Origin of the sequence: Microbacterium sp. TPD7012, from assembly GCF_003075395.1 — a bacterium.
GTDB lineage: Bacteria > Actinomycetota > Actinomycetes > Actinomycetales > Microbacteriaceae > Microbacterium.
Genome location: NZ_QDFV01000004.1, coordinates 284,672 through 306,311 on the forward strand (window position 1 = coordinate 284,672; position 21,640 = coordinate 306,311).

Annotated in this window: 32 protein-coding genes; 30 read left to right on the forward strand and 2 right to left on the reverse strand. The window is 66.7% G+C overall.

The window, feature by feature from the left end; all coding sequences use genetic code 11:
* The first annotated feature begins 9 nt into the window (after positions 1 to 9).
* From rplB to rplQ, 26 genes are all read left to right on the forward strand, one after another.
* Entirely contained in the window at positions 10 to 849 is an 840-nt protein-coding gene (rplB, locus tag DC434_RS12795) for a 50S ribosomal protein L2 (protein ID WP_116635682.1), read from the forward strand.
* Positions 850 to 861: 12 nt separating this feature from the next.
* Positions 862 to 1,143, forward strand: a complete 282-nt coding sequence (rpsS, locus tag DC434_RS12800; RefSeq protein WP_116635683.1) for a 30S ribosomal protein S19 — start codon at positions 862 to 864, stop codon at positions 1,141 to 1,143.
* On the forward strand, positions 1,143 to 1,541 hold the full coding sequence (rplV, locus tag DC434_RS12805) for a 50S ribosomal protein L22 (protein ID WP_116635684.1): 399 nt from the start codon (positions 1,143 to 1,145) through the stop codon (positions 1,539 to 1,541). Before rpsS ends, rplV begins: the two co-directional genes overlap by 1 nt.
* The gene (rpsC, locus tag DC434_RS12810; protein ID WP_017201587.1) at positions 1,541 to 2,296 is read left to right on the forward strand and encodes a 30S ribosomal protein S3; all 756 of its coding nucleotides are present in this window, start codon (positions 1,541 to 1,543) and stop codon (positions 2,294 to 2,296) included. Before rplV ends, rpsC begins: the two co-directional genes overlap by 1 nt.
* Positions 2,296 to 2,715 carry a 50S ribosomal protein L16 gene (gene rplP / locus DC434_RS12815; RefSeq protein WP_045278748.1) on the forward strand — a complete coding sequence of 140 codons (420 nt, stop codon included), beginning with the start codon at positions 2,296 to 2,298 and terminating at the stop codon, positions 2,713 to 2,715. The genes rpsC and rplP overlap by 1 nt, the downstream gene beginning before the upstream one ends.
* On the forward strand, positions 2,715 to 3,032 hold the full coding sequence (gene rpmC / locus DC434_RS20420) for a 50S ribosomal protein L29 (RefSeq protein ID WP_017829202.1): 318 nt from the start codon (positions 2,715 to 2,717) through the stop codon (positions 3,030 to 3,032). Before rplP ends, rpmC begins: the two co-directional genes overlap by 1 nt.
* A complete protein-coding gene (gene rpsQ / locus DC434_RS12825; RefSeq protein WP_116635685.1) occupies positions 3,032 to 3,364 on the forward strand; it encodes a 30S ribosomal protein S17 in 333 nt (110 codons plus the stop codon). The genes rpmC and rpsQ overlap by 1 nt, the downstream gene beginning before the upstream one ends.
* A complete protein-coding gene (gene rplN / locus DC434_RS12830) occupies positions 3,361 to 3,729 on the forward strand; it encodes a 50S ribosomal protein L14 (protein WP_116635686.1) in 369 nt (122 codons plus the stop codon). Before rpsQ ends, rplN begins: the two co-directional genes overlap by 4 nt.
* A gap of 2 nt (positions 3,730 to 3,731) precedes the next feature.
* Positions 3,732 to 4,091 carry a 50S ribosomal protein L24 gene (gene rplX / locus DC434_RS12835; RefSeq protein WP_116635687.1) on the forward strand — a complete coding sequence of 120 codons (360 nt, stop codon included), beginning with the start codon at positions 3,732 to 3,734 and terminating at the stop codon, positions 4,089 to 4,091.
* Positions 4,091 to 4,681: a 50S ribosomal protein L5 gene (gene rplE / locus DC434_RS12840; RefSeq protein WP_116635688.1), complete on the forward strand. Its 591-nt coding sequence runs from the start codon at positions 4,091 to 4,093 to the stop codon at positions 4,679 to 4,681. Before rplX ends, rplE begins: the two co-directional genes overlap by 1 nt.
* Positions 4,682 to 4,812: 131 nt before the next feature.
* Positions 4,813 to 5,211 (forward strand): 30S ribosomal protein S8, encoded by a 399-nt coding sequence (rpsH, locus tag DC434_RS12845; RefSeq protein WP_046013414.1) that lies wholly within the window; start codon positions 4,813 to 4,815, stop codon positions 5,209 to 5,211.
* 6 nt (positions 5,212 to 5,217) lie between these two features.
* Complete coding sequence (gene rplF / locus DC434_RS12850; protein WP_116635689.1) at positions 5,218 to 5,754, forward strand: 50S ribosomal protein L6; 537 nt, start codon at positions 5,218 to 5,220, stop codon at positions 5,752 to 5,754.
* A 2-nt stretch (positions 5,755 to 5,756) separates the two neighbouring features.
* Positions 5,757 to 6,116 carry a 50S ribosomal protein L18 gene (rplR, locus tag DC434_RS12855; protein ID WP_029260926.1) on the forward strand — a complete coding sequence of 120 codons (360 nt, stop codon included), beginning with the start codon at positions 5,757 to 5,759 and terminating at the stop codon, positions 6,114 to 6,116.
* 20 nt (positions 6,117 to 6,136) lie between these two features.
* The gene (rpsE, locus tag DC434_RS12860) at positions 6,137 to 6,814 is read left to right on the forward strand and encodes a 30S ribosomal protein S5 (RefSeq protein WP_279303210.1); all 678 of its coding nucleotides are present in this window, start codon (positions 6,137 to 6,139) and stop codon (positions 6,812 to 6,814) included.
* The gene (gene rpmD, locus DC434_RS12865) at positions 6,814 to 6,999 is read left to right on the forward strand and encodes a 50S ribosomal protein L30 (RefSeq protein ID WP_046013417.1); all 186 of its coding nucleotides are present in this window, start codon (positions 6,814 to 6,816) and stop codon (positions 6,997 to 6,999) included. The genes rpsE and rpmD overlap by 1 nt, the downstream gene beginning before the upstream one ends.
* Positions 6,999 to 7,661 (forward strand): 50S ribosomal protein L15, encoded by a 663-nt coding sequence (gene rplO, locus DC434_RS20355; RefSeq protein WP_116635691.1) that lies wholly within the window; start codon positions 6,999 to 7,001, stop codon positions 7,659 to 7,661. The genes rpmD and rplO overlap by 1 nt, the downstream gene beginning before the upstream one ends.
* A gap of 153 nt (positions 7,662 to 7,814) precedes the next feature.
* Positions 7,815 to 9,137: a preprotein translocase subunit SecY gene (secY, locus tag DC434_RS12875; RefSeq protein WP_116635692.1), complete on the forward strand. Its 1,323-nt coding sequence runs from the start codon at positions 7,815 to 7,817 to the stop codon at positions 9,135 to 9,137.
* Positions 9,134 to 9,730, forward strand: a complete 597-nt coding sequence (locus DC434_RS12880) for an adenylate kinase (RefSeq protein WP_116635693.1) — start codon at positions 9,134 to 9,136, stop codon at positions 9,728 to 9,730. The genes secY and DC434_RS12880 overlap by 4 nt, the downstream gene beginning before the upstream one ends.
* A gap of 9 nt (positions 9,731 to 9,739) precedes the next feature.
* On the forward strand, positions 9,740 to 10,591 hold the full coding sequence (gene map / locus DC434_RS12885) for a type I methionyl aminopeptidase (RefSeq protein WP_116635694.1): 852 nt from the start codon (positions 9,740 to 9,742) through the stop codon (positions 10,589 to 10,591).
* Positions 10,591 to 11,253: a thioredoxin domain-containing protein gene (locus tag DC434_RS12890; protein ID WP_116635695.1), complete on the forward strand. Its 663-nt coding sequence runs from the start codon at positions 10,591 to 10,593 to the stop codon at positions 11,251 to 11,253. Before map ends, DC434_RS12890 begins: the two co-directional genes overlap by 1 nt.
* A 160-nt stretch (positions 11,254 to 11,413) precedes the next feature.
* On the forward strand, positions 11,414 to 11,635 hold the full coding sequence (gene infA / locus DC434_RS12895) for a translation initiation factor IF-1 (protein ID WP_017201569.1): 222 nt from the start codon (positions 11,414 to 11,416) through the stop codon (positions 11,633 to 11,635).
* A gap of 65 nt (positions 11,636 to 11,700) precedes the next feature.
* Positions 11,701 to 11,817 carry a 50S ribosomal protein L36 gene (gene rpmJ, locus DC434_RS12900; RefSeq protein WP_005050492.1) on the forward strand — a complete coding sequence of 39 codons (117 nt, stop codon included), beginning with the start codon at positions 11,701 to 11,703 and terminating at the stop codon, positions 11,815 to 11,817.
* Positions 11,818 to 11,993: 176 nt separating this feature from the next.
* Positions 11,994 to 12,368, forward strand: coding sequence for a 30S ribosomal protein S13 (gene rpsM, locus DC434_RS12905; RefSeq protein WP_017201568.1), 375 nt, complete (start codon positions 11,994 to 11,996; stop codon positions 12,366 to 12,368).
* A gap of 31 nt (positions 12,369 to 12,399) precedes the next feature.
* Complete coding sequence (gene rpsK, locus DC434_RS12910; RefSeq protein WP_046013422.1) at positions 12,400 to 12,798, forward strand: 30S ribosomal protein S11; 399 nt, start codon at positions 12,400 to 12,402, stop codon at positions 12,796 to 12,798.
* A 153-nt stretch (positions 12,799 to 12,951) separates the two neighbouring features.
* Entirely contained in the window at positions 12,952 to 13,941 is a 990-nt protein-coding gene (locus DC434_RS12915) for a DNA-directed RNA polymerase subunit alpha (protein ID WP_116635696.1), read from the forward strand.
* A 33-nt stretch (positions 13,942 to 13,974) separates the two neighbouring features.
* Entirely contained in the window at positions 13,975 to 14,526 is a 552-nt protein-coding gene (rplQ, locus tag DC434_RS12920; RefSeq protein ID WP_116635697.1) for a 50S ribosomal protein L17, read from the forward strand.
* 75 nt (positions 14,527 to 14,601) lie between these two features.
* Here rplQ and DC434_RS12925 read toward each other — a convergent pair whose 3' ends face one another.
* Both DC434_RS12925 and DC434_RS12930 read right to left on the reverse strand, forming a co-directional pair.
* Complete coding sequence (locus DC434_RS12925) at positions 14,602 to 16,176, reverse strand: AMP-binding protein (protein WP_116635698.1); 1,575 nt, start codon at positions 16,174 to 16,176, stop codon at positions 14,602 to 14,604.
* Between the two features lie 104 nt (positions 16,177 to 16,280).
* Entirely contained in the window at positions 16,281 to 17,501 is a 1,221-nt protein-coding gene (locus DC434_RS12930) for a PAS domain-containing protein (RefSeq protein WP_116635699.1), read from the reverse strand.
* 163 nt (positions 17,502 to 17,664) lie between these two features.
* On the opposite strand from DC434_RS12930, the gene DC434_RS12935 reads away from it, so the two are divergent.
* Genes DC434_RS12935 through DC434_RS12950 form a run of 4 tightly spaced genes read left to right on the forward strand, consistent with a single transcriptional unit; the run spans position 17,665 to position 21,614 of the window.
* Complete coding sequence (locus DC434_RS12935; protein WP_116635700.1) at positions 17,665 to 18,684, forward strand: tripartite tricarboxylate transporter substrate binding protein; 1,020 nt, start codon at positions 17,665 to 17,667, stop codon at positions 18,682 to 18,684.
* A gap of 1 nt (position 18,685) precedes the next feature.
* On the forward strand, positions 18,686 to 19,231 hold the full coding sequence (locus tag DC434_RS12940; RefSeq protein WP_116635701.1) for a tripartite tricarboxylate transporter TctB family protein: 546 nt from the start codon (positions 18,686 to 18,688) through the stop codon (positions 19,229 to 19,231).
* Entirely contained in the window at positions 19,231 to 20,778 is a 1,548-nt protein-coding gene (locus tag DC434_RS12945; protein WP_116635702.1) for a tripartite tricarboxylate transporter permease, read from the forward strand. Before DC434_RS12940 ends, DC434_RS12945 begins: the two co-directional genes overlap by 1 nt.
* A 38-nt stretch (positions 20,779 to 20,816) precedes the next feature.
* Positions 20,817 to 21,614: a sulfite exporter TauE/SafE family protein gene (locus DC434_RS12950; RefSeq protein WP_116635703.1), complete on the forward strand. Its 798-nt coding sequence runs from the start codon at positions 20,817 to 20,819 to the stop codon at positions 21,612 to 21,614.
* The last annotated feature ends 26 nt before the right edge of the window (positions 21,615 to 21,640 follow it).

The following is a 21,640-nucleotide window of genomic DNA, read 5'->3' on the forward strand; positions in this document are numbered from 1 at the left end:
AGGACAATCATGGCTATTCGCAAGTACAAGCCCACGACCCCGGGCCGTCGCGGCTCGTCGGTGGCTGACTTCGCCGAGATCACCCGATCGACGCCGGAGAAGTCGCTGCTGCGCCCGCTCTCGAAGACCGGTGGTCGCAACAACCAGGGCCGCATCACGACCCGTCACATCGGTGGTGGCCACAAGCGCCAGTACCGCGTCATCGACTTCCGTCGCAATGACAAGGACGGCGTCGATGCCCGTGTCGCTCACATCGAGTACGACCCCAACCGCACCGCGCGCATCGCGCTGCTGCACTACTTCGACGGCGAGAAGCGCTACATCCTCGCGCCGGCGAAGCTGAAGCAGGGCGACGTCGTCGAGTCGGGCGCCGGGGCGGACATCAAGCCGGGCAACAACCTCCCGCTGAAGAACATCCCGACGGGTACCGTCATCCACGCGATCGAGCTCCGCCCCGGTGGCGGCGCGAAGATGGCTCGCTCGGCGGGCGCATCCGTGCGTCTCGTCGCGAAGGACGGCCCCTACGCCCAGCTGCGTCTGCCCTCGGGCGAGATCCGCAACGTCGATGCGCGCTGCCGCGCGACCATCGGCGAGGTCGGCAACGCCGAGCAGTCGAACATCAACTGGGGCAAGGCCGGCCGCATGCGCTGGAAGGGCGTCCGCCCGACCGTGCGTGGTGTCGCGATGAACCCGGTCGACCACCCGCACGGTGGTGGAGAGGGCAAGACGTCCGGTGGACGTCACCCCGTCACCCCCTGGGGCCAGGCTGAGGGTCGTACCCGTCACGCCAACAAGGAAAGCGACAAGTACATCGTGCGTCGTCGTAACGCCGGCAAGAAGCGCAAGTAGGAGTAAGAGAAGATGCCTCGCAGTCTTAAGAAGGGCCCCTTCGTCGACGATCACCTGCTTCGCAAGGTCATCGTGCAGAACGAAGCCGGCACCAAGAACGTCATCAAGACCTGGTCCCGTCGGTCCATGATCATCCCGGCCATGCTGGGTCACACGATCGCGGTCCACGACGGACGCAAGCACATCCCTGTGTTCGTGTCCGAGACCATGGTCGGTCACAAGCTGGGCGAGTTCGCGCCCACCCGCACCTTCCGCGGCCACGAGAAGGACGACAAGAAGGGGCGGCGCCGCTAATGGTCGAATCGATCGCACGCGTGCGACACATCCGCGTGACCCCTCAGAAGGCTCGTCGTGTCGTCGCGCTCATCAAGGGCAAGCAGGCCCAGGAGGCTCTGGCGATCCTGAAGTTCGCACAGCAGAGCGCCAGTGAGCCGATCTACAAGCTTGTCGCGTCGGCCATGGCCAACGCGCAGGTCAAGGCGGATCGCGACGGGGAGTTCCTCGACGAGCAGGACCTGTACGTGGCCAACGCGTACGTGGACGAGGGTACGACGCTCAAGCGTTTCCAGCCCCGTGCACAGGGTCGCGCTTTCCAGATCAAGAAGCGCACGAGCCACATCACGGTCGTGCTCTCGACGCCTGAGGCGGCTCCGGCCGCTGCGGGCGACAGCAAGAAGAAGGCGAGCAAGTAATGGGACAGAAGGTAAACCCGTACGGCTTCCGCCTCGGCATCACGACGGACCACGTCTCGCGCTGGTTCTCTGATTCGACGAAGCCGGGTCAGCGTTACGCCGACTACGTGGCCGAGGACATCAAGATCCGCAACCTGCTGAAGACGCAGCTCGACCGTGCCGGTGTCTCGAACATCGAGATCGAGCGCACCCGTGACCGCGTCCGCGTCGACATCCACACCGCCCGTCCGGGCATCGTGATCGGTCGTCGTGGCGCCGAGGCCGAGCGCATCCGCGGCGACCTCGAGAAGCTCTCGGGCAAGCAGATCCAGCTGAACATCCTCGAGGTCAAGAACCCCGAGGCCGACGCTCAGCTCGTCGCACAGGGCATCGCCGAGCAGCTCTCTGCTCGTGTGGCGTTCCGTCGTGCGATGCGCAAGGGTCTGCAGGGCGCTCAGCGCGCCGGCGCCAAGGGCATCCGCATCCAGGTCTCCGGCCGCCTCGGCGGCGCCGAGATGAGCCGTTCGGAGTTCTACCGCGAGGGTCGTGTGCCGCTGCACACGCTGCGCGCGAACATCGACTACGGCTTCTACGAGGCGAAGACCACCTTCGGCCGCATCGGCGTGAAGGTCTGGATCTACAAGGGTGACCTGACCGCAAAGGAGCTCGCTCGCGAGCAGGCCAATGCACCCAAGGCCCGTCGTGACGACCGTGGTGGCGACCGCCGCCGCGCGCCGCGCAACGAGGCACCTGTCGCAGAAGGAGCGTCGGCATAATGCTCATCCCCCGTAAGGTCAAGTTCCGCAAGCAGCACCACCCGGGTCGTTCGGGTCAGGCCACCGGCGGCACGAAGGTCTCGTTCGGCGAGTTCGGCATCCAGGCGCTCACGCCTGCGTATGTCACGAACCGTCAGATCGAGTCCGCTCGTATCGCGGTCACCCGTCACATCAAGCGTGGCGGCAAGGTGTGGATCAACATCTACCCGGACCGTCCGCTCACGAAGAAGCCTGCCGAGACCCGCATGGGTTCCGGTAAGGGTTCCCCCGAGTGGTGGGTCGCCAACGTCAAGCCGGGTCGCGTCCTCTTCGAGGTCGGCGGTGTGAGCGAAGAGCTCGCCCGCGAGGCACTGACCCGTGCCATTCACAAGCTGCCTCTCAAGGCACGCATCATCAAGCGCGAGGAGGGCGACGCGTAATGGCGATCGGCACCAAGGAGCTCGCTCCGGCAGAGCTCGACACGTTCGAAGACCAGCGCCTCGTTGAGGAGCTGCGCAAGGCCAAGGAGGAGCTGTTCAACCTCCGTTTCCAGTCGGCCACCGGCCAGCTGGAGAGCCACGGCCGCATCCGCGCCGTCAAGCGCGACATCGCGCGTCTCTACACCGTGATCCGCGAACGCGAGCTGGGCATCCGTGCGACGCCCGCTCCGGTCGAGGCTCCGGCGAAGAAGGCGACCAAGTCGAAGGCGAAGAAGGCGGACTCCGCCGACGACGCCGTGAAGGAAGAGGCTGAGTGATGGCCACCAAGAAGGAAGCGACTGCGGAGACGCAGGCCGCCGGACACGAGTCGTCCGAGCACGACGTCCGCGACGCCGCAGCCCGCGGTTACCGCAAGACGCGTCGTGGCTACGTCGTCAGCGACAAGATGGACAAGACCATCGTGGTCGAGGTCGAGGACCGCGTGAAGCACCCGCTTTACGGCAAGGTCATCCGCCGCACCTCGAAGGTCAAGGCGCACGATGAGGCGAACACCGCCGGCATCGGCGACCTGGTCCTCATCAACGAGACCCGCCCGCTGAGCGCCACCAAGCGCTGGCGCCTGGTGGAGATTCTGGAGAAGGCCAAGTGATCCAGCAGGAGTCCCGCCTCAAGGTCGCCGACAACACCGGCGCCAAGGAGCTGCTCACGATTCGCGTGCTCGGCGGATCGAAGCGTCGTTACGCCGGTCTCGGCGACACCATCGTCGCGACCGTCAAGGACGCGATCCCCGGTGGCAACGTGAAGAAGGGCGACGTCGTCAAGGCGGTCATCGTCCGCACCAAGAAGGAGACGCGCCGTCCCGACGGCTCGTACATCAAGTTCGACGAGAACGCCGCCGTCATCCTGAAGGCAGACGGGGAGCCCCGCGGCACCCGTATCTTCGGACCGGTCGGTCGTGAGCTTCGCGACAAGAAGTTCATGAAGATCGTCTCGCTCGCGCCGGAGGTTATTTAGTCATGGCGAAGATCAAGAAGGGTGACCTGGTTCAGGTCATCACCGGAGCCACGCAGGAGCGTGGCGGCGATCGCGGTAAGCAGGGCAAGGTCCTCGAGGTCCTCGCCGAGAAGAACCGCGTCATCGTCGAAGGCGTGAACTACGTCACCAAGCACACGCGCGTCGGCCAGACGCAGCGTGGCACGAAGACCGGTGGCCTCGAGACCGTCGAGGCCTCCATCCACATCTCGAACGTCGCCGTCGTCGACCCTTCGACCAAGAAGCCGACCAAGGTCGGCCACCGGGTCGAGGAGAAGACCAAGGACGGCGTCAAGCGCACCGTCCGCGTGCGCTTCGCGAAGAAGAGCGGTAAGGACCTCTGATGAGCACCGACACTGCCGCGCCGGCTGGCAAGATCCAGCCGCGCCTGAAGCAGAAGTACAACGCCGAGATCAAGAAGGCGCTGCAGGACGAGTTCGGTTACGCGAACGTCATGCAGATCCCCGGCCTGGTCAAGGTCGTCGTGAACACCGGTGTCGGCGAGGCAGCTCGCGACAGCAAGGTGATCGACGGCGCGGTCGACGATCTCACCAAGATCACCGGCCAGAAGCCGATCGTCACGAAGGCCCGCAAGTCCATCGCGCAGTTCAAGCTGCGTGAGGGCCAGGCCATCGGTGCGCACGTCACCCTCCGCGGTGACCGCGCGTGGGAGTTCGTCGACCGCCTCGTCTCGCTCGCACTGCCCCGTATCCGCGACTTCCGCGGCCTCTCGGGCAAGCAGTTCGACGGGAACGGCAACTACACCTTCGGTCTCCAGGAGCAGAGCGTGTTCCACGAGATCGATCAGGACAAGATCGACCGGGTTCGCGGTTTCGACATCACCGTCGTCACCACCGCGAAGACGGATGAAGAGGGTCGGGCTCTGCTCCGTCACCTCGGCTTCCCGTTCCGCTCGGAAGACGCACAGGCGTGATCATTCGACAGGCTCAGTGACCATCGGTCACTGAGCCTGTCGAACTGCACGTACAATTGAAGATTGCGTGTCATCGCAGGCCGTCTGTCGTGTAACGGCAGCCGGAACCTCATGAACAAAGGAAAACAACAATGACAATGACAGACCCGGTCGCAGATCTGCTGACCCGTCTGCGCAACGCGAACTCGGCGCACCACGATTCCGTGACCCTGCCGTCGAGCAAGCTCAAGACGCACATCGCCGAGATCCTCCAGCAGGAGGGCTACATCGCCGGCTGGGAGACCTCTGACGCCCGCGTCGGGAAGAACCTCACGCTGTCGCTGAAGTACGGCCCGAACCGTGAGCGCTCGATCGCCGGCATCAAGCGCGTGTCGAAGCCCGGTCTTCGCGTGTACGCGAAGTCGACGGAGCTCCCCAAGGTGCTCGGCGGCCTCGGCGTGGCCATCCTGTCCACTTCCTCCGGTCTTCTCACCGACCGTCAGGCTGAGCAGAAGGGCGTGGGCGGAGAAGTTCTCGCCTACGTGTGGTAATCCCTCATGTCGCGTATTGGACGACTTCCCATCGACGTGCCTGCGGGCGTCACCGTTTCGGTCGACGGCCGTGAGGTCGCGGTGAAGGGCCCCAAGGGTGAACTCACCCTCACGGTGGCCAGCCCCATCGAGGTCGCGGTCGAGGAGAACCAGGTTCTGGTCTCCCGCCCCGACGACGAGCGCGAGTCGCGGTCGCTTCACGGCCTGACCCGCACGCTCATCAACAACAACATCATCGGCGTGACCCAGGGCTACACCAAGGGTCTCGAGGTCGTCGGCACCGGTTACCGCGTGGCGCAGAAGGGCAGCTCGGTCGAGTTCGCCCTCGGCTTCTCGCACCCGGTCCTCATCGACCCGCCCGCCGGCATCACGCTCACGGTCGAGGGCACCAACAAGCTCACCGTCAGCGGGATCGACAAGCAGGCTGTCGGCGAGGCAGCTGCCAACATCCGCAAGATCCGCAAGCCCGAGCCGTACAAGGGCAAGGGTGTGCGCTACGCCGGCGAGAACGTGCGTCGCAAGGCCGGAAAGAGTGGTAAGTAACCATGGCTCTCAAGTCAAAGTCTGACGCCCGCGCGCGTCGTCACGCCCGCCTTCGCAAGAAGGTCGTCGGCACCGAGGTGCGTCCGCGCCTCGTCGTCAACCGTTCGGCTCGCCACGTCTTCGTGCAGCTTGTCGACGACAGCAAGGGTCACACCGTCGCGTCGGCTTCGACGCTCGAGACCGACCTGCGCTCGCTCGAGGGTGACAAGACCGCCAAGGCCCGCAAGGTCGGCGAGCTTCTCGCCGAGCGTGCGAAGGCTGCCGGCGTTTCCGAGGCAGTGTTCGACCGTGGCGGCAACCGCTACGCCGGTCGTGTCGCCGCCATCGCCGACGGCGCCCGCGAGGGGGGTCTGGCACTGTGAGTGACAACAAGGAGAACGAAGTGACCGAAGCGGCTGCTGCCACTTCCGAGACGGCTGCCGGCACCACGCAGGCTGAGCCGGCTCGCGATCAGCGCGACGGCCGCCGCGGCGGCCGTGGTGACCGCAACCAGGGTGGCCGCGACCGCAACTCGCGCGACCGTGGTGACAACCAGTTCCTGGAGCGCGTCGTCACCATCAACCGCGTCTCGAAGGTCGTGAAGGGTGGTCGTCGCTTCAGCTTCACCGCCCTCGTGGTCGTCGGTGACGGCAACGGTCTGGTCGGCGTCGGCTACGGCAAGGCCCGTGAGGTCCCCCTGGCGATCTCGAAGGGTGTCGAAGAGGCCAAGCGCAACTTCTTCCGCGTTCCGCGCGTCGGCAGCACGATCCCGCACCCGGTGCAGGGTGAGGCGGCCGCCGGTGTGGTCCTGCTTCGTCCGGCCGCTGCCGGTACCGGTGTCATCGCCGGTGGTCCGGTCCGCGCCGTGCTCGAGTGCGCCGGTATCCACGACGTGCTGTCGAAGTCGCTCGGCTCGTCGAACACGATCAACATCGTGCACGCGACCGTCGCTGCCCTGAAGCAGCTCGAGGAGCCTCGTGCGGTCGCCGCACGCCGTGGCCTCGAGTTCGACCAGGTTGCTCCGGCGCGTCTCGTCCGTGCGGAGGCTGACGCCATCGCCGCACAGAAGGTAGGTGCCTGATGGCTTCGCGCCTCAAGGTCACGCAGGTCAAGTCCAAGGTGAGCGAGAAGCAGAACCAGCGTGACACGCTGCGCAGCCTCGGTCTGAAGCGCATCGGTGACAGCACCGTGCGCCCCGACGACGCGCAGACGCGCGGCTACGTCAAGACCGTCGCCCACCTCGTCAAGGTTGAGGAGATCGACTAATGGCTGAGAAGAACGACGCCGTCGAGGCCGAGAAGGCCCCGAAGAAGGCTGCCGCTCCCAAGGCTGCCGCCGAGAAGAAGCCGGCTGCGAAGACGGCAGAGAAGAAGCCCGCTGCGAAGAAGGCGCCGGCCACGTCCGCCGCCGCCGACGCCAAGGCCGACGCTCCCGCCAAGAAGCCCGCCGCCAAGAAGGCTGCGCCGAAGAAGGATGCTCCGGCATCCCGCCCCGGCGTGCTGAAGGTGCACCACCTGCGTCCGGTCCCCGGATCCAACACCGCGAAGACCCGTGTGGGTCGCGGTGAGGGCTCCAAGGGCAAGACCGCCGGTCGCGGCACCAAGGGCACCAAGGCTCGCAACACCGTTCGCGTCGGCTTCGAGGGTGGGCAGATGCCTCTGCACATGCGCACCCCGAAGCTGCGCGGGTTCAAGAACCCGTTCCGCGTCGAGTACCAGGTCGTGAACCTGGAGAAGCTCGCGGAGCTGTACCCGAAGGGCGGCGACGTCACCGTCACCGACCTGGTCGCCAAGGGCGCCGTTCGCAAGAACGAGAAGGTCAAGGTTCTCGGTAACGGCGACATCGCCGTGAAGCTCACCGTCGCGGTCGACAAGGTCTCGGGTTCCGCCGAGCAGAAGATCGTGGCTGCGGGCGGTTCCGTCAAGTAACCACCGCACAAGAGGGGCCGGAGATTCTCCGGCCCCTCTTGTGGTTACACCACGCGGGTCAGGTTCGGCCCACGCAGTCCGGGGTTCCCGGATGGGTTACCCTGGTCTTTCAGCCGTCCTTCGGGAATCGGCAACTTTTCAGGAGGAACGTTCTTGTTCAGCGCCATCGCGCGGATCTTCCGCACGCCCGACCTGCGTCGGAAGATCGGTTTCACTCTCGCCATCGTCGCGATCTACCGACTCGGCTCCAACGTCCCCGCACCGTTCGTGAACTTCCCGAACGTGGAGGAGTGCCTCGCGGCCAACTCCGGCACCGACGGACTGCTCGGACTCGTCAACCTCTTCTCGGGCGGCGCGCTCCTCCAGCTGTCGATCTTCGCGCTGGGCGTGATGCCGTACATCACCGCGACGATCATCACGCAGCTCCTCCGCGTGGTCATCCCGCACTTCGAGGCGCTGCACAAGGAGGGTCAGGCCGGCCAGGCCAAGCTGACCCAGTACACGCGCTACCTCACCATCGCGCTCGCGCTGCTCCAGTCGACCACGCTCGTCACCGTCGCCCGCAGCGGCCAGCTCTTCGGCACGACCGACCTCGCCGCCTGCCAGCAGCTCCTGACCAACGACGTGTGGTGGGCGCAGCTGCTCATCATCATGGCGATGACCGCCGGCACCGGACTCATCATGTGGTTCGCCGAGCTCGTCACCGAGCGCGGCATCGGCAACGGCATGTCCCTGCTGATCTTCACCTCGATCGCCGCGACGTTCCCCGGCGCCATGGGCCTCATCTGGCAGACCAAGGGCTTCGAGGTGTTCCTGCTCGTGCTCCTGGTCGGAATCGTCGTGATGGGTCTCGTCGTCTTCGTCGAGCAGTCGCAGCGACGGATCCCCGTGCAGTACGCCAAGCGGATGGTGGGCCGCCGCACCTACGGCGGCACGAACACCTACATCCCGATCAAGGTGAACATGGCGGGTGTGATCCCCGTGATCTTCGCCTCGTCGCTGCTGTACATCCCGGCGCTCATCGCGCAGTTCAACACCCCGCAGGACGGCTCCGTGCCGGCGCCCTGGGTCACGTGGATCAGCGCGAACTTCACCACGGGCAACCACCCGGTCTACATGGCGGCGTACTTCCTGCTGATCATCGGGTTCACCTACTTCTACGTCGCGATCACGTTCAACCCTGTCGAGGTCGCGGACAACATGAAGAAGTACGGCGGGTTCATCCCCGGCATCCGTGCCGGTCGTCCGACGGCCGAGTACCTCGACTACGTCCTCACCCGCATCACGCTCCCCGGCTCGCTGTACCTCGGCCTGATCGCGCTCATCCCGCTGATCGCCCTGGCCACTGTCGGCGCCAACCAGAACTTCCCGTTCGGTGGCGCCTCGATCCTCATCATCGTCGGCGTCGGCCTCGAGACGGTGAAGCAGATCGATGCACAGCTGCAGCAGCGTCACTACGAAGGGCTTCTCCGATGACAGCATCCGCACGTCTTCTCATCGTCGGCCCGCAGGGCTCCGGAAAGGGCACGCAGGGCGTGCGCATCGCCGAGTCCTACGGCATCCCGGTCGTGTCGACCGGTGACATCTTCCGGGCGAACATCAAGGAGGGGACGCCCCTCGGCCAGCAGGTCACGGCGATCCTCGACAAGGGCGACCTCGTTCCGGACGAGCTGACGAGCGAGATCGTGCGCGACCGTCTGTCGCAGGCGGATGCCGCGAACGGCTTCCTCCTCGACGGATACCCCCGTAACGTGGCCCAGGTCGCGCACCTCGAGGAGTTCCTCGCAGGACGCGGCGAGGCGCTCGATGCCGTCATCCTGCTCCAGGTGCCGCGCGAGGAGAGCATCGCTCGCCTGGGTCTGCGCGCCGCCGAGCAGGGGCGTTCGGACGACACGGACGCGGCCATCGCGCACCGTCTGGACATCTACGAGCACGAGACGGCTCCGATCATCGAGGTCTACGGTGCCAAGGGCATCGTCGACCGGATCGACGGGGTCGGGTCGCTCGACGAGATCACCGAGCGCATCTCCGCCGCATTGGCCGCTCGCGGCCTGCGCCTCGCGGCCTGAGGCCTCGCGATGTTCCGCCGGTCGATCTACAAGACCCCGGCTCAGCTTCGAGCCATGGTCGAGCCTGGACTCATCACGGCGGCGGCTCTCGATGCCGTGCGTCCGCTGATCAGGGCCGGTGTCACCACACTGGAGCTGGATGCCGCGGCGAACCGCACGATCCTCGATCGTGGAGCCGAGTCGAACTTCCAGCTCGTGCGCGGGTACCACCACACCGTGTGCGTGTCCGTGAACGAGCAGGTCGTGCACGGCATCCCTGGCGACCGCGTGCTGCGCCCCGGAGACATCGTCTCGGTGGACTGCGGTGCACAGTTCCAGGGCTGGAACGGCGACAGCGCGATCACGGTCGTCGTCCCGGATCCCGAGCGCCCGGAGCTGGTGGCGCAGCGCGAGGAGCTCTCGCGCGTCACGGAGGGCTCGATGTGGGCGGGGATCGCCGCGATGGCAGCGGTGGACTCGATCGACGAGATCGGTGCGGCCATCCAGGAGTACATCGAGGCCCAGGGGCCGTCGGCGGTGTCGGGGGAGCCCTACGGCATCCTCCGCGAGTACGTCGGCCATGGCATCGGGCGCAAGATGCACGAGGCGCCGAGCGTCTTCAACTACCGCACGCCGGACCGCGGCGCGGACGTCAGGCCGGGACTCGTCCTCGCGATCGAGCCGATGGTGACCGCAGGAGGTGAGGCGACCTATATCGAAGACGATGACTGGACCGTCACGACCGTCGACGGCACAGACGGCTCACATTGGGAACATAGCGTGGCCCTGCATGATGGGGGTATCTGGGTGCTGACCGCGCCCGATGGCGGAAAGGCCGGACTCGCCCCGTTCGGGGTCGAGCCTCGAGAGATCGGAAAGTAATGGCAGCGGCGAAGAGCAACACGAACTGGTTCGCGATCGGCGTCTCCATCGCCGTGGTCGTGGTGCTGGTCGTGCTCGGTGGTCTCGTGGTGTTCCTCAACAACCAGGCCACGGCTCCCGGCGTCGCTCCGAAGAGCGACATCATCAACGAGGAGACCGGTGCCATCTCGTTCGGCGACGGCGAGGACGAGGTCGACACCTTCGTCGACTTCATGTGCCCGATCTGCGGCACCTTCGAGGACCAGTACGGCGAGAAGCTGCAGGCCGCCGCGGCCGACGGCACGATCACGCTGAACATCCACCCGGTCTCGATCCTCGACCGCTTCTCGCAGAACACGCAGTTCTCCACCCGGGCCGCCGGCGCGATGTACTGCGTCGCCGAGAAGGCCCCGGAGGCCGCGCTCGACTACTTCAACCTCCTCTTCGCCAACCAGCCGGAGGAGAACACGGCCGGCCTCAGCGATGAGGAGCTCGCCGCATTCGCCGAACAGGCGGGCGCCGGCGCGGCGGCGGACTGCATCGCCGACGGCACCTACATGGACTTCGTCCTGGATCAGACCAAGGCTCAGGAGATCGCGGGCACGCCGACCATCGAGGTCAACGGCAAGCGTCTCGACCTTCAGGCCGGCGAGATCACCGAGATGGAGAAGCTCCTCGGTTGATCCTCCACCCGCGCATCCGCTCGAGTTGCCGGATGCTCCGGGGTCGGATAACATAGATCTTTGGTGCCTTGTGCCTTGATTCGGCGTGTCCGATCGGTGCGGCACCGCACACCACCCACCCACCGCAGATCGACCGGTCTGCAGAAGCGTCAGCGAGGCTATGGCTAAGAAAGACGGTGTCATCGAGATCGAGGGCGTGATCTCCGAGGCTCTGCCCAACGCGATGTTCCGCGTTGAGCTCAGCAACGGACACAAGGTCCTGGCAACGATCTCCGGAAAGATGCGGCAGAACTATATCCGCATCATCCCCGAGGACCGCGTGGTCGTGGAGCTCAGCCCCTACGACCTGACCCGCGGACGTATCGTCTACCGCTACCGCTGATCGGTCGAGAAGTAACGGCCTGCCTCGGTCACGGGGCGGTACGAAGACAGCGATAAGGAAACATCATGAAGGTCAACCCCAGCGTCAAGCCGATCTGCGATCACTGCAAGGTGATCCGTCGTCACGGCCGCGTCATGGTGATCTGCAAGAGCAACCCGCGTCACAAGCAGCGCCAGGGCTGACCTGCGCTGCGCGGCTCGCTCGCGCACATCTCACAACTCAATACGAAACGGCAGGATCAGACGCTTCGACAGGCTCAGCGACCGGGTGACCGGCGGAACTGTCGAGGCTGACACCTCGGGGCGGAGGCCCGGGCACCGATCCTGTTCCATACCTCCACTACATCCAGGAGAACCGCATGGCACGTCTTGCCGGCGTTGACATCCCGCGCGACAAGCGCGTGGTGATCGCCCTTACCTACATCTACGGCGTCGGCCGTACCCGCTCGGTCGAGATCCTCAAGGCGACGGACATCGATGAGAGCATCCGCGTGAAGGACCTCAGCGACGACCAGCTGATCGCCCTCCGCGACCACATCGAAGGCAACTACAAGGTGGAGGGTGACCTGCGCCGCGAGGTCGCCGCAGACATCCGCCGCAAGGTCGAGATCGGCTCCTACGAGGGCATCCGCCACCGTCGTGGTCTCCCGGTCCGTGGTCAGCGCACCAAGACCAACGCCCGTACCCGCAAGGGCCCGAAGCGCACCGTCGCAGGCAAGAAGAAGGCCCGCTAAGCGGGGCCCCAGGGACTAGGAGAACACTTTCATGGCTGCACCCAAGGCCGCCGCGCGCAAGCCGCGCCGCAAGGAAAAGAAGAACATCGCGCTGGGCCAGGCCCACATCAAGTCGACGTTCAACAACACGATCGTCTCGATCACCGACCCGTCCGGCGCTGTCATCAGCTGGGCTTCGTCGGGTGGCGTGGGCTTCAAGGGCTCCCGCAAGTCGACCCCGTACGCGGCAGGTCTCGCCGCCGAGTCCGCTGCGCGTCAGGCGCAGGAGCACGGCGTCAAGAAGGTCGACGTCTTCGTGAAGGGTCCGGGCTCCGGCCGCGAGACCGCGATCCGCTCGCTCCAGGCCGCCGGCCTCGAGGTCGGTTCGATCTCGGACGTCACCCCGCAGGCGCACAACGGTTGCCGCCCGCCGAAGCGTCGCCGCGTCTGACAACGCTTGTCGAGTCGCCCGCCCTGCGACAGGCTCACGGAGCCATGTCGGGTCGGGCGACTCGACGCCCGCGTGCGGGCATCGACTTCCACAATTGAAGACCTCACCACACCACATGTCATATAGCGGGCATGTGATCGAAAGGAACACAGAGTGCTCATTGCACAGCGTCCCACACTGACCGAGGAAAAGATCGTCGAGAACCGTAGCCGGTTCATCATCGAGCCTCTGGAGCCCGGCTTCGGATACACGATCGGCAACGCGCTGCGTCGCAGCCTGCTGTCGTCGATCCCCGGCGCCGCTGTCACCAGCGTTCGTCTCGACGGCGTGCTGCACGAGTTCAGCACCATCCCCGGCGTGAAGGAGGATGTCACCGAGATCATCCTCAACATCAAGCAGCTCGTCGTCTCCTCGGAGCGCGACGAGCCCATCACCGCCTACCTGCGCAAGACCGGTGCGGGCGAAGTGACCGCCGCTGACATCTCGGCTCCGGCCGGTGTCGAGGTCCAGAACCCCGAGCTCGTCATCGCGACTCTCAACGAGACCGCGAAGTTCGAGCTCGAGCTCACGATCGAGCGCGGCCGCGGCTACGTCTCGGCGACGCAGAACCGCAACGAGTACGCCGAGGCCGGTCAGATCCCGATCGACTCGATCTACTCGCCGGTCCTCAAGGTCAGCTACCGCGTCGAGGCGACTCGTGCCGGTGAGCGCACCGACTTCGACAAGCTCGTCCTGGACGTCGAGACCAAGTCGTCGATCAGCCCCCGCGACGCCGTCGCTTCGGCTGCGAAGACGCTCACCGAGCTGTTCGGTCTCGCTCGCGAGCTGAACGTCGAGGCCGAGGGCATCGAGATCGGCCCGGCGCCGGTGGAGGCTGTGAACTCCAGCGAGCTGTCGATGCCGATCGAGGACCTCGACCTGTCGGTCCGCTCGTACAACTGCCTGAAGCGTGAGGGCATCAACACTGTTTCGGAGCTCGTCGCCCTCTCGGAGACGCAGCTCATGAACATCCGCAATTTCGGCCAGAAGTCGGTCGACGAGGTGCGCGACAAGCTCATCTCGCTCGGTCTGTCGCTCAAGGATTCGGTGCCCGGTTTCGACGGTGCCCACTTCTACGGCGGCAGCGAAGACGAGTCCTTCTGATACCCGACCTTTCTGACCAGGAGTTAGACGATTATGCCCAAGCCCACTAAGGGTCCCCGCCTCGGAGGCGGCCCCGCGCACGAGCGCCTGCTGCTTGCCAACCTCGCGGCGGCTCTGTTCACCCACAAGTCGATCAAGACGACCGAGACCAAGGCCAAGCGCCTTCGTCCGCTCGCCGAGCGTCTGATCACGTTCGCGAAGCGCGGCGACCTGCACGCGCGTCGTCGCGTGCTGTCGGTCATCGGCGACAAGAGCGTCGTGCACACGCTCTTCGCCGAGATCGCGCCGCTGGTCGCCGACCGTGAGGGTGGCTACACCCGCATCACGAAGGTCGGCAACCGCAAGGGCGACAACGCTCCGATGGCTGTGATCGAGCTCGTCCTCGAGCCCGTCAACCCGAAGCCGAAGTCGGCCAAGAAGACGGCCGCTGCCGCTCCGAAGGCGGAGAAGCCCGCCGAGGTCGCCGAGGAGGCTCCCGCCGAGGAGACCCCCGCCGAGGAGACGCCGGCCGCTGACGCCGGTGCCGAGTCGCAGGCCGAGGGCGAAGCAGCCGAGGCTGCCGCCGAGGACGCTGTCGAGAAGTAAGCACCTCTCACGACGAAGCCCGCCGCCCCTTCCGGGGTGGCGGGCTTCGTCGTTGCTGCGGGCGGGGGTGGAGCGTCAGCGCGCGCGCAGATCCTTGCGGAGGATCTTGCCGGATGCGGACTTCGGGATGGCGTCGATGAACTCCACCTGACGCACCTTCTCGTGCGGGGCGACGTGCGCGGCGACATGCGCCATGACGGCATCCGCGTCGAGGTCGGCATCCGCCTGCCGCACGACGAAAGCCTTCGGCACCTCCTGGCCGTCATCGTCCTGGGCGCCGATGACGGCGGCGTCCGCGATCGCCGGATGCTCGAGCAGCACGGCCTCCAGCACAGCGGGGGCGACCTGATAGCCCTTGTATTTGATCAGCTCCTTGAGGCGGTCAACGATCCGGAAGATGCCGTCGTGGGTGACTGTCGCGACGTCTCCCGTGTGCAGCCAGCCGTCGGCGTCGAGCATCTCCGCCGTGGCATCCGGCCGGTTGAGATAGCCCTTCATCACCTGCGGACCGCGGATCAGCAGTTCGCCGGGTTCGCTCACGCCGTCCGAGGGCACGGCGACATCGGCTCCCGATTCGGGATCGAGCAGCCGGGCCTCGGTGCCGCTGAGCAGCAGCCCGACCGAGGAGCGGTCGATGTCGTGGCTCCCGGCGGGGATCGCGTGGGTCACGGGGCTGGTCTCCGTCATGCCGTACCCCTGGCACACCGTGCACCCGAGCCGCGTCGCCACCGCCGAGGCGAGCGCCCCGTCGAGGGGAGCGGCGCCGGAGAAGATCACCTTGATGGACGACAGGTCGTACTCGTCGACCAGCGGATGCTTGGCCAGTGCCACCGCGATCGGCGGGGCGATGAACACCCAGCTGGTGCGGTGCTCTGCGACCACGCGCAGGAAGTCGGTGAGGTCGAAACGCGGCATCGTCACGAGGGCGGCTCTCTGACGCAGCGCGAAGTTGAGCAGCACCGTCATGCCGTAGATGTGGAAGAAAGGGAGGACCGCGAGGACGCGGTCGTCGTCGGCCAGCGAGATCGTCGAGCGGCACTGGCTGACGTTCGCGACGAGGTTCCGGTGCGTGAGCATGACGCCTTTGGGGCGACCCGTCGTCCCTGATGAGTAGGGGAGCACGGCGAGGTGCTCCGCCGGGTCGAAGGCGACGTCCGGTGCCGTATGCCCCTCACCCAGGAGTGCTGCGAGGGACGGATGCCCGTCGGCGCCGTCGAGCACGATGAGGTGGTCGGCGTCGATGCCGACCTTCGCGGCCGCGGCTTCCGCGCCGGCGAGCAGCGGCGACACGGTGATGAGCCACTCCGCCTCGGCGTCGGTGAGCTGGTTCGCGATCTCATCGGCCGTGTAGAGCGAGTTGATCGTCGTCGCGGTCGCCCCCGCACGGAGGATGCCGTGGAAGACGGTCGCGAACGCCGGGACGTTCGGGCAGAGCACGCCGACGCGGGTGCCGACGCCGACGTTCCGTGCCGCGAGGGCGCCGGCGAAGAGGTCGATCTGGGTGATCAGCTGCCGATAGGTGGTCTCCGCGCCGCTCGTCCCGTCGATGAGAGCGGTCGCGTCGAGCCGGCTCTCATCGAGATCGCCGAACAGGTAGTCGTACACGGAGACCGCCGGGATCTCCACGTCGGGGTAGGTGCTGCGAACCATGAGATCTCCTTCGATCCGGGTGGGCGGCGGCGGCGCGCGCTGGCATTCAGTTTCGCATACCACGGCACTGCGTACCAGGGGTACGGCGTTGTGGAGGCGGAACCTCAGACGGTGTCGTTGGCCCGGTAGCGCGTGCTCGGGCGGCCCTTCGTCGAATAGTCGAGGGTACGGATCGCCCGGCCCGAACTCGCCAGGTGCTCGAGGTATCGCCGGGCGCTCACCCGCGAGATCTGCACGTCGGCGCCGATCTCGGTCGCCGACGCGTCGGGGCGGGTGACGAGCGCGGTGGCGACGCGATCGAGGGTCTCCGCACTGAGCCCCTTCGGCAGCCCGAACCGCTGGCGGAACGCGATGATGGCATCCGCGGCCTCCACCCGCCGGACCACGTCATGCAGCTCGGTGTGATCGCGCAGCAGGAGAGTGGCCTCGACGTCGACGCCGTCGTGCCTGCTCCCTGTGCTGCGAGCGACGAGCACGTGCGGTCCGACGATCACCGGCCGCCCGGCGTCCTCACCTTCGCGGAGGGCCGTGTGGAGGTCTTCACCGAGCGCGGATGCGGCATCCGCACCGTCGAGTTCCGCGGCGTCCTTGTCGAGGAAGCGGGCGGCGGCATCGTTCACGAGCGTGATCCGACCGGCTGCGTTCACTGTGATCACACCCTCGCTCAGACCGTGCAGCGTGGTCTCCTGATTCTTCACGAGGGCCGCGATCTGATCCGGTTCGAGCAGGTAGATGCGACGACGGATCACCGAGGTCACCCACGCCGAGCCGAACACACCGAGCACGGCGGCGGCGAGCATCGCCGAGATCAGCCAGGCGAGGTTCCGCATGAACTCGTCGTTCAGCTCCGACTCGAGAATCCCGACCGATGCCGTGCCGATGACCGCCCCGTCATCCGCGAAGACCGGCACCTTGACGCGCCAGGACGTTCCGAGCGTGCCGGTCTGGGTGCCGACGTAGATCTCCCCCGCGAGCGGGATGGACGGATCCGTCGAGACCTTCTCGCCGATCCGATAGGGATTCGGGTGGGAATAGCGGATGCCGTCGGCGTTCGCCACCACCACGTATGCGAGGTCCGACGCCTCACGGATCACCTCGGCGATCGGCTGGATGGTCGACGACGGGTCTGCATCGTCGAACGCCTCGCGGACGGTGGGGAGCGACGCGATCGACTGGGCGACGGCCTGCATGCGGTCCTTGTACGACTCGCGCAGCGCCTGCTCCTGCAGGGCGCCTGCGACGATGCCGGTCGCGAGCGTCACCAGGAACACGATCAGCGCCTGCAGGACGAGGAGCTGCACTCGGAGCGTCATCTTCGAGGCCACCCGATCATTCTCGTCGCTCGCGTGACGGACGGCGAGGGGTCTCCGGCAGCGTTCGCGAACAATAGTTTCAGAACTCCGACCAATGGTTTCCGAAGCTTGAACACCCGCACCCGTCCCTCCAGAGTGAACCGACAGCAACACCGACGCTCAAGGAGGAGCGCACATGAAGCACACACGTCTGGTGGCGGCCACAGCCGCCTTCGCGGCCGCCGCATTGGCATTGACGGCATGCGCCGGGGGAAGCACGGGGTCGGGCAGCGGAGGCGGGGGAGGCGACGACGCCGCGGCCATCGAGGATGTCAAGATCATCGTCCCGGCCGACCCCGGTGGCGGCTGGGATCAGACCGGCCGCGCGATGTCGCAGGTTCTGGCCGCCGACGAGATCGTCGGATCCGCCCCCGTCTCGAATGTCGGAGGGGCGGGCGGTACGGTCGGGCTCGCCCAGCTCGCGAACGAGAAGGACCCGGCGACCCTCATGGTCATGGGCCTCGTGATGGTCGGTGCGATCGAGACGAACGCGTCGACGGTGCGACTCGAGGACACCACCCCGATCGCCCGGCTCACCGATGAGTCGCTCGTCATCGTGGTGCCGGAGAGCTCGAAGTACGACACCCTCGAGGATCTCGTCGACGACATCGTCGAGAAGGGCCAGGAGGTGACGGTGACCGGCGGTTCAGCGGGTGGTGCCGATCACATCCTCGCCGGCCTCCTCCTCGAAGCCGCCGGACTCGACGCGGACGAGATCCCCGAGAAGCTCAACTACACACCGAACTCCGGGGGTGGCGAGGCCGTCTCGCTCCTCGTGGGCGACAAGGTCGCCGCAGGCATCTCCGGTGTCGGTGAGTTCCTCCAGTACATCGAGGACGGCTCGATGCGGGCGCTGGCGGTCTCGGGTGCCGAGCCGGTCGCGTCTCTTCCGGACGTGCCGACCATCACCGACGAGGGGTTCGACGTCGAGCTCACCAACTGGCGCGGTGTGATCGCTCCCGGAGGCATCTCCGACGCGGAGCGCGCCGAGCTGGAGCGGATCGTCACCGAGATGCACGACTCCGGCGCCTGGAAGGACGAGCTCGAGACCAAGGGCTGGGCGGATGCCTTCCTGACCGGCGACGAGTTCGACAGCTTCCTCAAGAAGAACATCACCGATGTGACCGGCACGCTCGAGAACATCGGATTGATCTGACATGGAGACCCCGATCCTCGGGGTGAGCGGGCGGGCCGAGGCGACTCGGCCCGCCCCGCGGGTTCCCCTCGGAGAACTCGTCTTCGCTCTCCTCATGCTGGCCCTCGGCGTCTTCGCGCTGGTGGGTGTCGTCACGATCCACGTCCCGGTCGGGGTGGAAGCCGGGCCGACGATCTTCCCGATCTTCGTCTCGATCATCCTGCTGGGCTCGGCCGTGGCCGTTCTCGTCAGCGTGCTGCGCGGAGAGCGCGCGGAGGTCGAGGAGGGCGAGGACATCGACCCCGACGCCAAGACCGATTGGCTCACGATCGCGAAGATCGTCGGAGCCGTGGTCGCCCATCTGCTGCTGATCGACGTCATCGGCTGGGCGCCGGCGGCCACCGTGCTCTTCGGCGTGGTCGCGTGGTCGCTCGGTGCCAGGCGCTGGTGGCTGGCCTTCGTCATCGGGCTCGGCGTCAGTCTGGTGATCCAGGTGGTCTTCGGGGGCCTGATGGGGCTGTCGCTGCCCTGGGGACCGGCTCTCGGATGGCTCGGGGAGGTGTTCTGATGGACAGCTGGGCCCTGCTTCTCGACGGCTTCGCGACGGCGCTGCAGCCGCAGTACCTCGTGTTCGCCTTCTTCGGAGTGCTGGTGGGAACGGCGGTCGGCGTGCTCCCCGGCATCGGGCCGGCGATGACCGTCGCGCTCCTGCTGCCGCTCACCTACACGCTCGACCCCACCGCGGCACTGATCACCTTCGCGGGCATCTACTACGGCGGCATGTACGGCGGCTCCACCACCAGCATCCTGCTGAACACGCCGGGTGAATCGGCATCGATAGTCACGGCCATCGAAGGCAACAGGATGGCGAAGCTGGGGCGCGGGGCCGCCGCCCTCGCCACCGCCGCGATCGGCTCGTTCGTCGCCGGCACCATCGCCACCGTCGGTCTCACTCTGCTCGCACCCGTGCTGGCGCAGTTCGCCGTCAACCTCGGCCCGGCCGACTACGTCGCGCTCATCGTGATCGCGTTCATCACGGTCGGGGCCCTGATCGGCAGCTCCGTCCCGCGCGGGATGATGTCGCTCGGGGTGGGCCTGTTCCTCGGCCTGGTCGGCACCGACACCCTCACGGCCCAGCAGCGCTACACGCTGGGACTGCTGCCGCTGTCGGACGGGATCGACATCGTGCTCGTCGCGGTCGGGCTCTTCGCCGTGGGCGAGACGCTGTACATCGCGGCTCGCCTGCGCCACGGCGGCATCGATGTGATCCCGGTCACCCGCGGGTGGCGCAACTGGATGACCAAGAGCGACTGGAAGCGTTCGTGGAAGCCCTGGCTGCGCGGCACGGCGATCGGCTTCCCGATCGGCACGATCCCCGCGGGCGGGGCGGACGTCGCGACGTTCCTGTCGTACGCCACCGAGCGCAATCTCTCGCGGCACAAGAGCGAGTTCGGCCGCGGAGCCATCGAGGGGGTCGCCGGCCCCGAGTCCGCGAACAACGCGGCGGCGGCCGGGGTGCTCGTCCCTCTGCTCACGCTGGGGCTGCCCACGACCGCGACCGCGGCGATCATCCTCGTCGCCTTCCAGGCGTACGGCCTGCAGCCGGGACCGCAGCTGTTCCAGAACCAGCCGGCACTCGTCTGGGCGCTGGTGGCGAGCCTGTACGTCGGCAACGTCATCCTCATCGTCCTCAACCTGCCGCTCGTCGGCATGTGGGTGAAGCTGCTGCAGATCCCCAGGCCGTATCTGTATGCGGGCATCCTGCTGTTCGCCGCCTTCGGCGCGTACGCGCTGAACTTCGCGGTCGTCGACATCCTGATCCTGGCTATCATCGGAGTGCTCGGCTACTTCATGCGACGGTACGGCTATCCGGTGGCTCCGCTCGTGGTCGGCATGATCCTGGGGCCGATGGGGGAGGAGTATCTCCGCAAGGCGCTGCAGTTGAGCCAGGGCGACCTGTCGACGCTGTTCGTCCAGCCGTTCGCCGCGACGGCCTACATCGTGCTGGCGCTCCTCGTCGCCGGCGGGCTGTGGCTGCGGCGGCGCCAGCGTCGGTACGAGCAGGCGCTGACCGAGTCGATCTCGGTGCCGATCAAGGCCGATGCGGAGGTGTGACGGCAGGAGCAGGGCGACGGCGCGAGTAGGCTGATCCGGTGAGCGATGCAGAGACCCGGAACCGAGGGCCTCGCGCCTACGCCGCGTTCATCGGCATCGGCCTGCTCGCCGGGCTCCTCTCCGGACTCTTCGGCGTCGGCGGCGGCACCGTCATCGTCCCGCTGCTCGTCCTGTTCCTGCACTTCAACCAGCGGCTCGGGGCCGGCACATCGCTCGCGGCGATCGTGCCGACCGCCGCCGTCGGAGTGGTGTCGTACGCGATCCACGGCTCGGTCGCCTGGATACCGGCCCTCATCCTCGCGGCAGGCTCGGTCGTGGGTGCACAGATCGGCACCCGCCTGCTGCCCAAGATCTCGCAGACGACGCTGCGATGGTTCTTCGTCGGCTTCCTCGTGGTCGTGATCGTGAGCCTGTTCCTGGTGATCCCGTCCCGCGAGGCCACGTTCGATCTGCAACTGCTCAACGGTCTCGCACTCGTCGCCGTCGGAGTCGTCACCGGCATCCTGGCGGGTCTGATCGGCGTCGGGGGCGGCGTGATCGTCGTTCCGGTCCTGATGCTCGCCTTCGGCACGAGCGATCTCGTGGCCAAGGGCACCTCGCTGCTCATGATGATCCCGACCGCCATCTCCGGCACGATCGGCAACATCCGCAATCGCAACGTCGATCTCGTGGCGGCTGCCGTCGTCGGATTCTCGGCCTGCACGACGACGGCGCTGGGCGCCTGGCTCGCGACGCTGATCGATCCGTTCACCGGCAACATCCTGTTCGCGGCATACCTCGTCGTGATCGCGGTGCAGATGGCGATGAAGGCGATCCGCGGGCGCAAGAAGGACTGACTGCCGCGGCTCGGTAGGATCGAGGG